The organism is Arthrobacter sp. TmtSoilC51, assembly GCF_055388015.1.
In genome coordinates this window covers 2728115-2740320 of sequence record NZ_AP035877.1, presented here as the reverse complement: position 1 = coordinate 2740320, position 12206 = coordinate 2728115, and the positions used below count along the sequence as shown (strand labels likewise).

General features: G+C 62.3%; 11 protein-coding genes and 1 tRNA gene. 10 read left to right on the top strand and 2 right to left on the bottom strand.

The annotated features are described in order from the left end of the window. Positions 1-29: 29 nt before the first annotated feature. From ACZ5G6_RS12465 to ACZ5G6_RS12450, 4 genes are read left to right on the top strand one after another with little or no spacing between them, the layout of a single operon-like run. On the top strand, positions 30-1793 hold the full coding sequence (locus ACZ5G6_RS12465) for a flavin reductase (protein WP_498685824.1): 1764 nt from the start codon (positions 30-32) through the stop codon (positions 1791-1793). 16 nt (positions 1794-1809) lie between these two features. Further along, complete coding sequence (locus ACZ5G6_RS12460; RefSeq protein ID WP_498685823.1) at positions 1810-3387, top strand: phytoene desaturase family protein; 1578 nt, start codon at positions 1810-1812, stop codon at positions 3385-3387. Positions 3388-3417: 30 nt separating this feature from the next. Then, positions 3418-4230 carry a cyclase family protein gene (locus tag ACZ5G6_RS12455; protein WP_223932742.1) on the top strand — a complete coding sequence of 271 codons (813 nt, stop codon included), beginning with the start codon at positions 3418-3420 and terminating at the stop codon, positions 4228-4230. Beyond that, on the top strand, positions 4227-5903 hold the full coding sequence (locus ACZ5G6_RS12450; RefSeq protein ID WP_498685822.1) for a thiamine pyrophosphate-binding protein: 1677 nt from the start codon (positions 4227-4229) through the stop codon (positions 5901-5903). The genes ACZ5G6_RS12455 and ACZ5G6_RS12450 overlap by 4 nt, the downstream gene beginning before the upstream one ends. Positions 5904-6182: 279 nt before the next feature. Here ACZ5G6_RS12450 and ACZ5G6_RS12445 read toward each other — a convergent pair whose 3' ends face one another. Continuing rightward, entirely contained in the window at positions 6183-6323 is a 141-nt protein-coding gene (locus ACZ5G6_RS12445) for a hypothetical protein (RefSeq protein WP_223932740.1), read from the bottom strand. Positions 6324-6642: 319 nt separating this feature from the next. On the opposite strand from ACZ5G6_RS12445, the gene ACZ5G6_RS12440 reads away from it, so the two are divergent. The 4 genes from ACZ5G6_RS12440 (at position 6643) to ACZ5G6_RS12425 (ending at position 8377) form a co-directional block, all read left to right on the top strand. Then, positions 6643-7062 carry a nuclear transport factor 2 family protein gene (locus ACZ5G6_RS12440; RefSeq protein ID WP_223932739.1) on the top strand — a complete coding sequence of 140 codons (420 nt, stop codon included), beginning with the start codon at positions 6643-6645 and terminating at the stop codon, positions 7060-7062. 16 nt (positions 7063-7078) lie between these two features. Then, positions 7079-7891 carry an MBL fold metallo-hydrolase gene (locus ACZ5G6_RS12435; RefSeq protein WP_223932738.1) on the top strand — a complete coding sequence of 271 codons (813 nt, stop codon included), beginning with the start codon at positions 7079-7081 and terminating at the stop codon, positions 7889-7891. 111 nt (positions 7892-8002) lie between these two features. After that, a complete protein-coding gene (locus ACZ5G6_RS12430) occupies positions 8003-8302 on the top strand; it encodes a DUF4193 domain-containing protein (protein ID WP_223932737.1) in 300 nt (99 codons plus the stop codon). Positions 8303-8304: 2 nt separating this feature from the next. After that, positions 8305-8377 (top strand) — tRNA-Lys (locus ACZ5G6_RS12425). A 111-nt stretch (positions 8378-8488) separates the two neighbouring features. On the opposite strand, the gene ppnP is transcribed toward ACZ5G6_RS12425, so the two are convergent. Beyond that, entirely contained in the window at positions 8489-8800 is a 312-nt protein-coding gene (gene ppnP, locus ACZ5G6_RS12420; RefSeq protein ID WP_223932736.1) for a pyrimidine/purine nucleoside phosphorylase, read from the bottom strand. 157 nt (positions 8801-8957) lie between these two features. Here ppnP and ACZ5G6_RS12415 point away from each other — a divergent pair, with 157 nt between their 5' ends. Together ACZ5G6_RS12415 and ACZ5G6_RS12410 are read left to right on the top strand one after the other, a co-directional pair. Next, positions 8958-10523 (top strand): helix-turn-helix domain-containing protein, encoded by a 1566-nt coding sequence (locus ACZ5G6_RS12415; protein WP_498685821.1) that lies wholly within the window; start codon positions 8958-8960, stop codon positions 10521-10523. 118 nt (positions 10524-10641) lie between these two features. Continuing rightward, positions 10642-12009, top strand: a complete 1368-nt coding sequence (locus ACZ5G6_RS12410; RefSeq protein ID WP_498685820.1) for an MFS transporter — start codon at positions 10642-10644, stop codon at positions 12007-12009. Positions 12010-12206 lie beyond the last annotated feature (197 nt).

Below are 12206 nucleotides of genomic sequence, written 5' to 3'. Positions count from 1 at the left end.
CAACAACGTTCCACGAAGGAAAACCAGACATGCGAAAGATCGCAATCATCGGAGCCGGTGAAGCCGGCGCCCAACTGGCCTTGGGCCTGCAGCGGGAGGGGTACCAAATCACCCTGTTCTCGGACCGTTCAGCCGCCCAAATCCGGACTGGCAAAGTCATGTCCAGCCAATGCATGTTCCCAACGGCCCTTGCCGCCGAAGCGCAGCTCAGTTCAGCCCTTACCAGGCTTTACGACGGTGACGACGTGCCCGGGATCAACTCGATCCGACTGCGTGTCGAAGGCGAAACCGGCGCAGAGGCCATCGAGTGGGAGGCACCCCTTGAAGGGACCGCCCACTCGGTGGACCAGCGGATAAAGAGCGCGGCTTGGATAGAGGCCTTCGTGGCTGGCGGCGGTGATTTTCGTATAGAGAAAGTCACGCCGCGCATGCTGGAGGAACTATCACGTGACTACGAGTTGGTGATCGTCAGCACCGGCAAGGGAGAGGTAGCCCAGATCTTCCCGAAGGACAGGTCCAAGTCCCCGTTCGATCGGCCGCAAAGAGTCCTCGCCCTGAACTATGTCTCGGTTGAGGGGGCCTCACTCGATACACCCGCCACCAAGGCGACCGATCAGCCCAGTGACAGCATCCGCATGTCCGTAGTCCCGGGCGTCGGGGAATTCTTCACCTTTCCCGGGCTCACTGTCTCCGGGCCGTGCCAAATGATGGTCTTTGAAGGGGCAGTGGGCGGCCCGATGGATAACTGGACCGATGTTGCAAGCCCGGAGGAACAACTCGCCCGGTCCCTGGAAATCCTGGAAGAGCACTTTCCCCACGAGGCGAAGAATTTCGCCAACGCAAGGCTCACGGATGAGGGCGCAACGCTGCTTGGCCGGATCACCCCCACTGTCCGCTCAGCCGTGGGCGAGCTCGGCAATGGCAACCTTGTCTTCGGCCTGGGCGACGCCGTGCTGCTCAACGATCCGCTAACCGGCCAAGGGTCCAATAACGCGACATTGGCTGCCAAGTACTACCTGGATTCCATCGTCCGGCGCGGCCAGCAGCGCTTCGACAAGCAGTGGATGGAACGCACCTTTGACGAGTTTTGGCGGGGCTGGGGTCAGTGGGCCGTGGCGTGGACGAACGACATGCTCAAACCCCGCCGGGAACACCAACAGGTTGTCCTGGCCGAGGCGGCGGACCACCCCGCGCTGGCCGCGAGCATCGCCGGAGGATTCGATGATCCCCGCACGTTCTACCCGTGGTGGTTCGATCCCGCTGCGGCAGCCGAGTTTGTGCAGGCACGCAAGGACGAAGATTCTGCCGCATTTGATCTGAGGGATTTCAGGGGCGCCCTGGGACAATTCGCCACGGGCGTCACGGTCGTTACCACCCTCGGAGCCGACGGACGGAAAGTGGGAATGACGGCCAATTCCTTCACGTCGGTTTCGATGGAACCACCGTTGGTGCTGTGGTGCCCCAGCAAACGGGCCCCGAGCCTGGTGGACTTCGAGGACGCTACGCACTTCGCCATCAACATCCTGGCAAGTGACCAGCACGTCCTCTCCCGCCAGTTCGCAACGCCCGCCACAGACAAGTTCGCCGGCGCGGAAACCACTGAGGGAATTGCCGGAATTCCATTGCTGGACGGCGCTGTGGCCACGTTCCAGTGCCGGACTGTCTCACGGCACGACGCCGGCGACCATGTCATCTACGTCGGCGAGGTGGAAAAGTACGAGAATGCTGGAGGAGCTCCCTTGGTGTTCCACAGCGGCAAGTACCACGCCGCGACCAACCACCCGGACTTCTGAGATGACGGTGCCCTCCATGACGGACTCGACCGAGATTGCAATCATTGGTTCGGGGATCAACTCCTTGGTAGCCGCTGCGGAGCTTGCGATGGCTGGCAAGCGTGTCTGCCTGATTGAACGTGCCGATAGGTTGGGCGGCTTCATCCATTCAGCGGAACGGACGCTGCCAGGGTTCATCCACGATTCCTTTTCCTCCTGGCATCCCCTGTTCGTTTCAGGAGGCGCCTACCAGGCTTTGGGAAGCGAGCTGCATGCTAGGGGACTGGAATACTGCAATTCCGACGGCGCGGTAACGGCAAGCGTCGCAGCCGATCCAAAGACTCGGCAACACAGGGTGGTGGTGGCCCACCGCGATCCAGCGGTCACTGCATCGGCTTTGCAGGCAAACGGGGATGAAGGCGCGTACCTGGCGATGCTGGAGGACCTCGGCCGCAATGCCGGAACCATCTTCGGTGCCTTCGGCGCGGAACTGCGGTCTTTCAGGGAGGTCCTGACGATCGCCGCGGGCGCCCTGCGGCGGGGAAAGGTCAAAGGCACCGAAGCGTTCGTCCGCGATTCCGTGATGAGTGGCCGCAACTACCTCCGCAGCCGCTTTGACGGTTGGCAAACCGATCAGCTGTGGTCCCCTTGGCTCCTCCATGCCGGCCTCGGCCCGGACCAGGCGACCGGCGGCGTCATGCTTCCGGTCATGGCCCTAAGCATGCATGGCTTTGGCCTCCCCGTGGTGAAAGGCGGCGCCTCGAACTTTGTTGCAGCTTTCGAGGCACTCCTGAGGGATAAAGGCGTCCGGATCATGCTGGATACAGAAGCCGAGGAAATCCTGGTCGACTCCAAGGGTGCAACAGGCGTAAAAACCTCCAACGGACTGGTCACGGCACGGACCGTCCTGGCAAACGTGTCACCCCAGGCCCTGTATTCCAAGCTGTTGCGCCAGCCGCCAGCCGGGTTGGCCGACGCAGCGGCACGCTATCAAAATGGCCGCGGGGCAATGCAGATCCACCTGGCCCTGGACAAGCCAGTCCAATGGCTGGATCCCCGTTTGGACTCGGTGCCCCTGATTCACTTGAGCAACGGTTCGGACAGTACCGGCATTGCGTGCGCGCAAGCAGAGGCGGGGCTGTTGCCTACGGAACCTACCGTCGTCGTCGGGCAGCAGTGCGTCCTGGATCCTTCCCGGGCTCCAGCAGGCAAAGCGACACTGTGGCTGCAGCTGCAGGAAGTGCCGTTCGCGCCAGTGGCGGACGCCGCAGGGGCGCTCGCCGTGAACGGTGGTTGGACGCAGGAACTCAAGGAACAGTACATGGAGCGTGTCCTGGCAAGGCTCGAGCAGTTCGCACCGGGCACCAGGGCCTCCGTTCTGGCCTGGGACATCCTGGCACCGACCGATCTTGCCGCGGAAAATCCCAATGCTGTCAACGGCGATCCCTACGGCGGATCCGCGGAACTCTTCCAGAACCTCCTGTGGAGGCCCTTCCCCCAGGCCGCGAACCACAAAACCCCGGTCAAGGGCTTGTGGCACATCGGCGCGTCCACCCACCCCGGCCCCGGGCTTTCCGGCGGATCGGGGCATCTGGTGGCCCAAAAACTGAAATGAACCCACACACATCAATCCGACAGGAGAACAATGTCTGTTCTAAATGAGCTCACCGCAGCCTTGTCATCCGGCGCCATTGACGTCGTCGACCTCACCACGCCGCTTAGCGGTGACACACCCATTTTGAATCTTCCCCAACCCCTCGCCAATACGGTTGGACTTTCGCTGACCCCCGTCAGCAATTTTGACGACGCCGGACCCGCCTGGGCGTGGAACGACGTCACCGTGGGCGAGCACGCCGGGACGCACCTGGACGCTCCCGTCCACTGGATCACCGGCAAGGACGGGAAGTCCGTTGACCGGATCGAACCGCACCGCCTGGTGGGGCCTGCAGTCGTCATCGACAAGACCACAGAAGCCGCCCAGGATCCTGACTTCCTGCTGGAGCCCGAACACTTCGAGCTGTGGCAGCAGGAGCATGGGCCCTTCCCGGAAAACTGCTGGGTCATCTTCCGGACCGGCTGGTCCGCCCGCGGCGGTAACGCTGCGGACTTCATGAATGCGGACGACGCCGGTCCCCACACACCCGGGGTATCGGCGGCAGGCGCCAAATGGCTTGCCGGAAACGCCTCCATCAGTGGCTTCGGCGTGGAAACCGTCGGTATCGACGCCGGCCAGGCCGCCACACTCGATCCCATGTTCCCCGTGCATTCCTTCCTCCTGGGCGCTGACAAATATGGTGTGACATCGCTCCGGAACGTTGATCGCCTCCCCGTCACGGGCGCGACCCTGGTGGTGGCACCCCTGCCGATCGTGGGTGGAACCGGCAGCCCCAGCCGCGTATATGCCTTGGTTGACAGCTCAGCAAGCGCATCAAGCACGGCATCGGAGCCGGGCGCATGAGCGGGGAAGCAAGGGTCTCCACCCTGGTCGGTCAGACATTGGTGAAGCTAGGAGTCGGGCACGTCTTCGGTGTGGTGGGCAGCGGCAACTTCGACGTCACCAATACGTTGATGCAGGCCGGAATTCCATACACCGCAGCCCGCCATGAGGGCGGCGCTGCTACCATGGCCGACGCCTACTCCAGGATGTCCGGCAAGGTGGGCGTGGTGACCACGCACCAAGGCTGCGGACTGACCAACGCGATCACCGGCGTCGGAGAGGCTGCAAAAAGCCGCACACCCATGATCGTGCTGACGGCCGATACGCAAGCGGCCGCCATCCGGTCCAACTTCAAGATTGACCAGGACGCCCTGGCGCGCAGCGTTGGCGCCGTGGCGGAGCGGATCCACTCCCCCGAAACGGCCATCGCGGATACGGTCAGGGCTTTCCGAACAGCCGTGAACGAACGCAGGACCGTGGTCCTCAGCCTGCCATTGGATGTCCAAAGCGGCACCGCCGCAGATACGGTGAGTACCGTCGTCGCGCCTGTTCCAGCCCGGGTTCGTGCGGACACCAACGCGGTGAACCAACTGGTGGAACTGATCGCAAATGCGAAACGTCCCGTGTTCGTTGCGGGCCGCGGCGGCAGGGGCGCCCGCGATTCCATCCTGGCCTTGGCCCGGCATGCCGGGGCGCTGGTGGCGACCTCGGCCGTGGCCAACGGACTGTTCAATGGCGATTCCCATAATTTGGGCATTTCCGGCGGCTTTTCATCTCCGTTGACTGCGGAGCTCATCACGTCGGCTGACCTCATCGTCGGATGGGGTTGCACCCTTAATATGTGGACCATGCGCCATGGCCGGCTGATCTCTGCCGGAACAAAAGTAGTCCAGATCGACGTCGAAGACTCCTCCTTGGGCGCCAACAGAGCGATCGCGCTGGGCGTGCTGGGTGATTCCGCCCTCACATCGGACGACGCCCTGGAAGTCCTCCAGTCGATCCAGCCGGCCGCGGCAGAAAAGTACCGTACCGAGCAGAACGCCCTCGCCATCAAACAGAGTTCACGCTGGCGGGACGTGGAGACTCCGGACCTCAGCACTGCGACGTCCATCGATCCCCGTGTGATCAGCCGGGAACTGGACTCGATCCTTCCCGCAGACAGGATCGTCGCAGTGGATTCGGGGAACTTCATGGGGTATCCCAGCCAGTATCTGGCGGTGCCGGACGAGTTCGGATTCTGCTTTACGCAAGCGTTCCAGGCCATTGGCATCGGCCTTTACACGGCAATCGGTGCTGCAGTAGCGCAGCCACACCGGTTGCCCGTGCTAGGCGCCGGTGATGGCGGCTTCCTGATGGGTATCAGCGAACTGGAGACGGCCGTACGGCTCAAGCTGCCGCTGGTTTGCATCGTCTACAACGATGCCGCGTACGGCGCTGAGGTACATCACTTCGCTGAGCACCACGTCCAGGACGAACTGGGCAGTGTGTCGTTCCCGGAGACCGATATTGCGGCCATCGCCAGGGGCTTTGGAGCCGACGGCGTCACTGTACGCACGCTTGAAGACCTGCAGCCAGTACGGGAATGGGTTGCTGCCTTCCGCGATGGCGGGCAGGACCGGCCCTTGGTGATCGATGCCAAGATCGCCTCTGACGGCGGCTCCTGGTGGCTGGCGGAGGCCTTCCAGGGACACTGATCTCCGGGGTGGAGAGCTGGGAAAGGGTTGTGGCGCGATGCTGCCCCAACCCTTTCCCGACTATTTAAGCTCCCGCTTGCTAAAGGGATGCGGCTGGTACCGGAGGTGATCCGACGATGGACAGTGCATAATCATGGGCCTTCGGACCCAATAATTTGTGAAGCATATTGAAGTGCTCCTGTGCGGCAAGTCCATGCCAATTTTCAGGCTGGTATTCTCCGGGAGCTCGCGGCCGTGCCCGCGGAGCGCTGTACGCGACGGGTTTTGGTGGAAGTGCGGCTAAATGAAATTCAGGCCGGCCCACGGGGTGGCAACCGGCGTTGTCCCTTCGAACACCGAGCGGAACTCTTCATCGAGCAGAGCGCGCATGGTCAGGTCCTGTGAATTTTCCTTGATCTCTTCAAAGCGTGAACCAGACATCTTTGTCTCCTAGTAAGCGCATGGGGAGCGGGACCACCACTCGTGGCGCTCCAGCATGCTTCCAGACACAATTTTATATCGAGAATATGACGCTCGTAAATAGATCGACATATATTTCTACTTCTGCCAAGAGTCCCTTCTTCGGGACAACATTATGCAGGCCAAAAAAGCGCCCCAGACCGCCTGAATCACCAGCGGTAGCAGAGGGGCTGGAGTGGCGACCTGATTGAGCGTAAATTGGCGCCAGGTCCGGGCCCTCTTCACGGCGGGTCCGGGAGTGGGCTGAAAGTGACATTCAGTGAGCGGAAGGAAATCAAGATTGAGTGAAGTCATAGACCGGCTCTTGGTGGCGATGAACGCCCACGACCTCGAAGCGGTTGCAGCCCTGTTTCACGAGGACTACCACAGCGAGCAGCCTGCCCACCCCGGCCGGACGTTTGTAGGCAGGGGGCAGATGCACGCGAACTGGGCGGCGATGTTCGCTGGAATCCCTGACTTCCGGACAGAATTGATCCGTTCAGTCGACGACGGGAACACCACGTGGACGGAATGGTCATGGACCGGCAAGAGGGCTGACGGGGAACCCTTCCAGGCGCGCGGGGTGACCCTCTTCGAAATAGATCACGGCCTGATCACGTCGGGCAGGCTGTACATGGAAGAGGTTGAACGGGACGTGGTGGGGATCGAGCAAGCGGTCGAAAATCTATCCGGACGTCGCCCGGATTCCTCCGGGACCTGAGCCAGGGAGGACCACCATGCTGATCTGTGCAACCTGCGCCGTCGAACGCGACGAACCCGTGCCGGAGTTCTGCCCGATTTGTACGGACGAGCGCCAGTACGTTCCCGCGGACGGACAGAAGTGGCACACGCTGGAAGAGCTGGCGCAGGCTGGACATCAGTTATTGCTGGAGGAAAACGAGCCGGGACTGATCGGCATAAGAGCTGCGCCGAAAATCGGGATCGGCCAGACCTCCCAACTTGTGGTGACACCAGAGGGTTCGCTGCTGTGGGATCCCGTCGGCTTCGTCGATGAGACCACGGTGAAGGCCATCCTCGAGCGAGGCCCGGTTTTGGCTGTCGCCGCGAGTCATCCACACATGTTCGGCGCGCAGGTGGAATGGTCGCATCGGCTCGGTGGCGTCCCTGTGCTTGCGGCGGAAGCCGACCGACGATGGGTGGGACGCAGTGATCCAGTCATCTCCTACTGGTCCGGCAGCAGAACTATCGCCGAAGGGCTGGTACTGCACCAGACCGGCGGCCACTTCCCAGGCAGCGCGGTGGCGCACTGGACTGCAGGAGCCGGCGGCAAAGGGGTCCTGCTGTCAGGTGACAGCGTGTTTCCCAATCCAGACCGTCGCTCCGTGGCTTTCATGCGCAGCTACCCGAATCATCTTCCACTTTCGGGGGCGGTCGCGTTGCGGGTCGCCGCACAGCTGGGAGAGCTTACATTCGACAGGATCTACGGCAACTTCAACAACGTGATCGCATCCCGAGCCAAAGTCGTTCTGCAGGATTCGGCTCGACGACATGCTGCCTGGACCCGAGGAGACTACGACCAACTGACGTGAACGGGCAACCGGAATGACTGGCCGGCCAGCCTGGGAATACCTGTCGACGATGCACAGTTAAAACTGCGCCGACGATGAAACTGGCCATATGTTGAGGAGGTAGCAACGAACATGGCAACCGATTACGACACTCCCCGGACCCTGCCCGACGACGAACAGGGTCTCCCTCTCGAGGGGCTATCCCCCACCAAGGGTTCGCCCGGTGCGGAAGCCATCGACGTGGACGAAGTGGACCTCGCCGATACCTTCGAACTTCCTGGCGCCGACCTCTCCCGGGAGGAACTCCTGGTTGAGATCATCCCAGTACAGGACGACGAATTCACGTGCATGTCCTGCTTCCTGGTCCACCACCGTAGTCAGTTGGCAAGGGAAAAAGACGGTCAAAAATACTGCACGGAGTGTGAAGGCTAAAGGCATCCGTAGCTCAGTGGTCAGAGCAGGGGACTTTTAATCCTCGGGTCGTGGGTTCGAACCCCACCGGATGCACTCTGGTCGACGGCTAGGTTGCCGGACTGGGTCCGGCAACCGCGGCATCGTTTGGCGAGGCGTGTCCCAACAACACAGGGAAGTCCCGGGCCCTGTCCGACTGCAAGGAGGTTACATGTCCAGATGGCCGAGGAACTCACCTGTATAGGGGCAGAGGTACGCGACGGTATCTTTCACGCGAACCGTAAAGTCGGTACCGCCCGGAACCTCGAACCTTTCGCCTTCCTTGTAAGTCGTCCACTCCCCCCGGCCTGCGGGCTGCTGCACGTCCCAGGTTCCGCGCACCAGGTGCATCCACTCCTTGACCGGCGCCTCAAACCTCCACTCACCCGGCTCCATCACCCCGACGGTGAAGTTGCCCTGCTCATTCTTGAATTCGAGGCTGCGCACTTGTCCCTCAAAGTATTCGTTCTGGCCAATCATGGAATGCTCCATTCGTGTTGACGGTCTTCGGCGCGCTGTTGCGGCCTACTGCGAATCACAGTATTGAAGCTCCTCCGCCCAAGCCATCGCCGGAGCGTACTCTTTGCTGAGTAAATAGTGGCCGCCGCGTACAGTACGACGGCGGTAACATGAGGGCATGGCACTTGATGGACAGACGTTCACGGTCACTAAGCTGATCGCGACCAAGGGACTCGGGCTGACGATGGCCCACGAAGGCAGGGCAGGTCAACGACCAGCCGGCATCCCACTGGCCCTTGAGCGCAAGGGCCCCATTCCGGGCCTGCGCGGCGGGGAACTGGTCCTCACCAGTGGACTGCACCTTGGCTCGGACTGGGGCGCCTGGGAAGCGTTCCTTTCGGAAGCCATGGGCGCTGGCGCCTCCGGGTTCATCATCGGGCTCGGGTCCGGGGCAGCATTCGAGACGCTCCCTTCGCAGGTGCTTAGCCTTGCCAACGAGCATGATGTGCCGCTGCTGACTGCCGACTTCGCCGACATGGGACGGATTGCTCACTCCATTACAGCCCTGGTCTCGGATGCCCAGCGGGAGGCCCTGAGACGACCCCTCGATCTGCAGATGGAAATTACCGCAATCGTGACCCGCGGCGGCTCCGTCGGGGACCTGCTGTCCGGCTGGCAACAACGAACCGATGAGCCAGTAGCTGTTTTCGACCGGCTCGGGCGGGCCATGGCCCGAAGCTCGACGTTCCCATCGAGCCTGCTGGCTCCGCTGGGCGAACGCCTCGCCAGTCATCAAGCGCCCCGGCTTGGTGAGCAACTCCGGCTGTCCGCGTCCACGTTGACGGCACAGCCGGACAATGCAACCGGGGAGGCGGAGGCCACGGTCGAGATTTCCCCCTTTGCCGGCAACGACACCGTACGCGGCTACTGCGTCCGGATTCCCTCGGGCCGCGAGACGGCTGAGCTAGCCGCGCCGGCGCTCCGGTCCCTCCTGGCACTCGAATTCGAACGCCTGTGGTTCCTCGACGAGTCGGCACGTCGGAAACGAGCCGAACGGTTTGCGCGCCTTTTGACGCTCACGGAGCCGGGAGGCGCGCGGACATTCCTGCGGAGCCTTGGGATCGATCCAGGCCCACTCCGTGGCGTAGCCATCGAAGCAAGAAATGAGACACACGCCGAAGTGCTCATCGACGACCTCGCTGTGGTGCTCGCCGCGCCCTTTATCCGGCACCGCCACCGCGTCGTCGAGTGCCTGGCAACAGTGGACCCCCGCCAGGCGCTTGCCGACTACGGCCTGGACGTCCCAACGGGGATCGGCACCTCCGGCGCCCCTGAACACTCCGTCCGGAGCATAAGGCAAGCCACCCTGGCCTTGGAGACCAGCCGTCGGGCCGGCACGCCAATCGAGTATGTCGACGGAGCCTCGCACGAGTTCCTGATCAACGCGGCCCCTTCCGACTACCTGGAATCGTTCTCCACCGCCGTCCTTGCCCCGATCGAGAACTCACGAGGAGGTGAAGCCCTCCTCCGCACCTTGCACACCTGGCTTCTCGAACGTCGATCCATCGAAGCAACAGCCGAACGCATGGGCGTCCACCGGCATACGGTTCGGAACCGGATGCAACGGATCGTCCAGATCACAGGGCACGATCTTGACGGCATCGATGCTCAGACCGAGCTCTGGCTCGCCCTCAAGGCCCGGGGCTTCCGCGACAGCGCTGATACTTCACCACTTGGTCCATAACGATAAGTTCAGGTTCGCCACTGGGGCCATATTCCGGTGCGGGGTTAGCTGCCATGATGGTCGTCACATCCATGCGGATCCACCGCACAGACCCGGTATTCAAACGAGGAACGCCATCATGCCCACAACCCTTGTCACCACCGATTCCGTCCCCCGGTCCATGCTCCGCCGAGTCGTCATAGCCAGCGGGCTTGGAACCTTACTGGAGTACTTCGATTACGCCAGCTATAGCTACCTCGCAACTACCATCGCCATGGTCTTCTTCCCCCCGGAAGACCGCGCTGTTGCACTGATGAGTACCTTCGCGGTGTTCGCGCTCTCCTTCCTGGTTCGCCCGCTGGGCGCTTTCGTCTGGGGCAGCCTGGGCGACAAAATCGGGCGCAAGAGCATCCTCGCCACCACGATCATCCTCATGTCCGGAGCGACTTTCCTCATCGGGTTCATTCCGAGCTATGGCATGATCGGCGTTTCTGCACCGATCCTGCTCCTCTTGCTCCGCATGACGCAGAGTTTCTCTGCCTCCGGGGAGTACGCCGGCGCGGGCACTTTCGTTGCCGAGTATGCCCCCGCCGCCAAACGCGGACTGCTTACCAGCGTTGTACCCATCGCAGCAGCTGCTGGCTTCCTGGCGGCATCACTCATGGCCACCGTCCTCTACGCAAGCACGTCGCCGGAGTTCATGCAGGAGTGGGGCTGGAGGATTCCGTTCCTCGTGGCAGGCCCGCTCGGCATTGTTGGCCTCTGGCTCCGGCTGCGCCTGGAAGACACCCCTCAGTTCCGCCGGGTGCTTGAACTCGAAAAGAAGCAACGCGAGATCCTTGTCGATCAGCACCCGGCCACGAGCCGTTGGTCCGAGACGCGCAAGAGCCTGCCGTCGATGTTCAAGGCACTGCTCGTCATGTCACTCAACGCCGGCGCCTACTACCTTCTGCTCAGCTACACGCCCTCTTTCCTCATCGAGGAAGCAGGTATGAGCGAAGCAAACGCGACTCTGGTGGTCACCATTGGCTTGCTGGCACACATCATCTTCATCCCCCTCGCCGCCCGTCTCTCCGACCGCATCGGCCGTAAGCGCACCCTGATGATCTCGAGCATCGCTTTCATCCTCTTGAGCTACCCGATCATGACGCTGCTCTCCTTCGGCGGAGTGGTCCGCGCCTCGGCCGTCCTTGTTGCGTCGCTGATGTTCTTCGCAATGAACGACGCGGTCTTCCCGTCGTTCTTCACCGAGTTGTTCGGCACCCGCTCGCGCTACCTCGGGTTCGCGCTGCCCTTCAACGTCGGCGCCATGCTTTTCGGAGGCGTCGCACCGCTCATCGGCACGTGGCTGATCGCCACCACCGGCAACGCGAGCTCGCCGGCGTTCTTCCTGATGGGCATCGGCGTACTCTCGCTGGCCGGGCTGCTGATGAGCGCAGAGACCGCACGTCGCCCCCTGGCCGACGAGCAAGCTGGGGTGCGGAAGCAGTCCGTCCCATCGATCTAGGGCCGTGAAGCCGAAAAGCTCTGCCGTTTAGCAGCAGCACTGGGCCGTACAGCACTTGCAGCAGTGTTGTGCGGCCCTCACTGCGGAACGTTCAGGCCCGACCGGCACACGATGGGAAATCGTTTGCCGGTGGGTGAATCCACTGTCTTCCAAGTTCCGTCGTCGCCGCGTTCATTCTTGTGGTCGGCACCGGGCGA

What these genes read in the sequence shown, in the direction of transcription:
- ACZ5G6_RS12415 (WP_498685821.1), top strand. Translation starts at nt 8,958, where the DNA reads ATGGCACTTGATGGACAGACGTTCACGGTCACTAAGCTGATCGCGACC.
- ppnP (WP_223932736.1), bottom strand. Translation starts at nt 8,800, where the DNA reads ATGATTGGCCAGAACGAATACTTTGAGGGACAAGTGCGCAGCCTCGAA.
- ACZ5G6_RS12460 (WP_498685823.1), top strand. Translation starts at nt 1,810, where the DNA reads ATGACGGACTCGACCGAGATTGCAATCATTGGTTCGGGGATCAACTCC.
- ACZ5G6_RS12455 (WP_223932742.1), top strand. Translation starts at nt 3,418, where the DNA reads ATGTCTGTTCTAAATGAGCTCACCGCAGCCTTGTCATCCGGCGCCATT.
- ACZ5G6_RS12465 (WP_498685824.1), top strand. Translation starts at nt 30, where the DNA reads ATGCGAAAGATCGCAATCATCGGAGCCGGTGAAGCCGGCGCCCAACTG.
- ACZ5G6_RS12445 (WP_223932740.1), bottom strand. Translation starts at nt 6,323, where the DNA reads ATGTCTGGTTCACGCTTTGAAGAGATCAAGGAAAATTCACAGGACCTG.
- ACZ5G6_RS12430 (WP_223932737.1), top strand. Translation starts at nt 8,003, where the DNA reads ATGGCAACCGATTACGACACTCCCCGGACCCTGCCCGACGACGAACAG.
- ACZ5G6_RS12410 (WP_498685820.1), top strand. Translation starts at nt 10,642, where the DNA reads ATGCCCACAACCCTTGTCACCACCGATTCCGTCCCCCGGTCCATGCTC.
- ACZ5G6_RS12435 (WP_223932738.1), top strand. Translation starts at nt 7,079, where the DNA reads ATGCTGATCTGTGCAACCTGCGCCGTCGAACGCGACGAACCCGTGCCG.
- ACZ5G6_RS12450 (WP_498685822.1), top strand. Translation starts at nt 4,227, where the DNA reads ATGAGCGGGGAAGCAAGGGTCTCCACCCTGGTCGGTCAGACATTGGTG.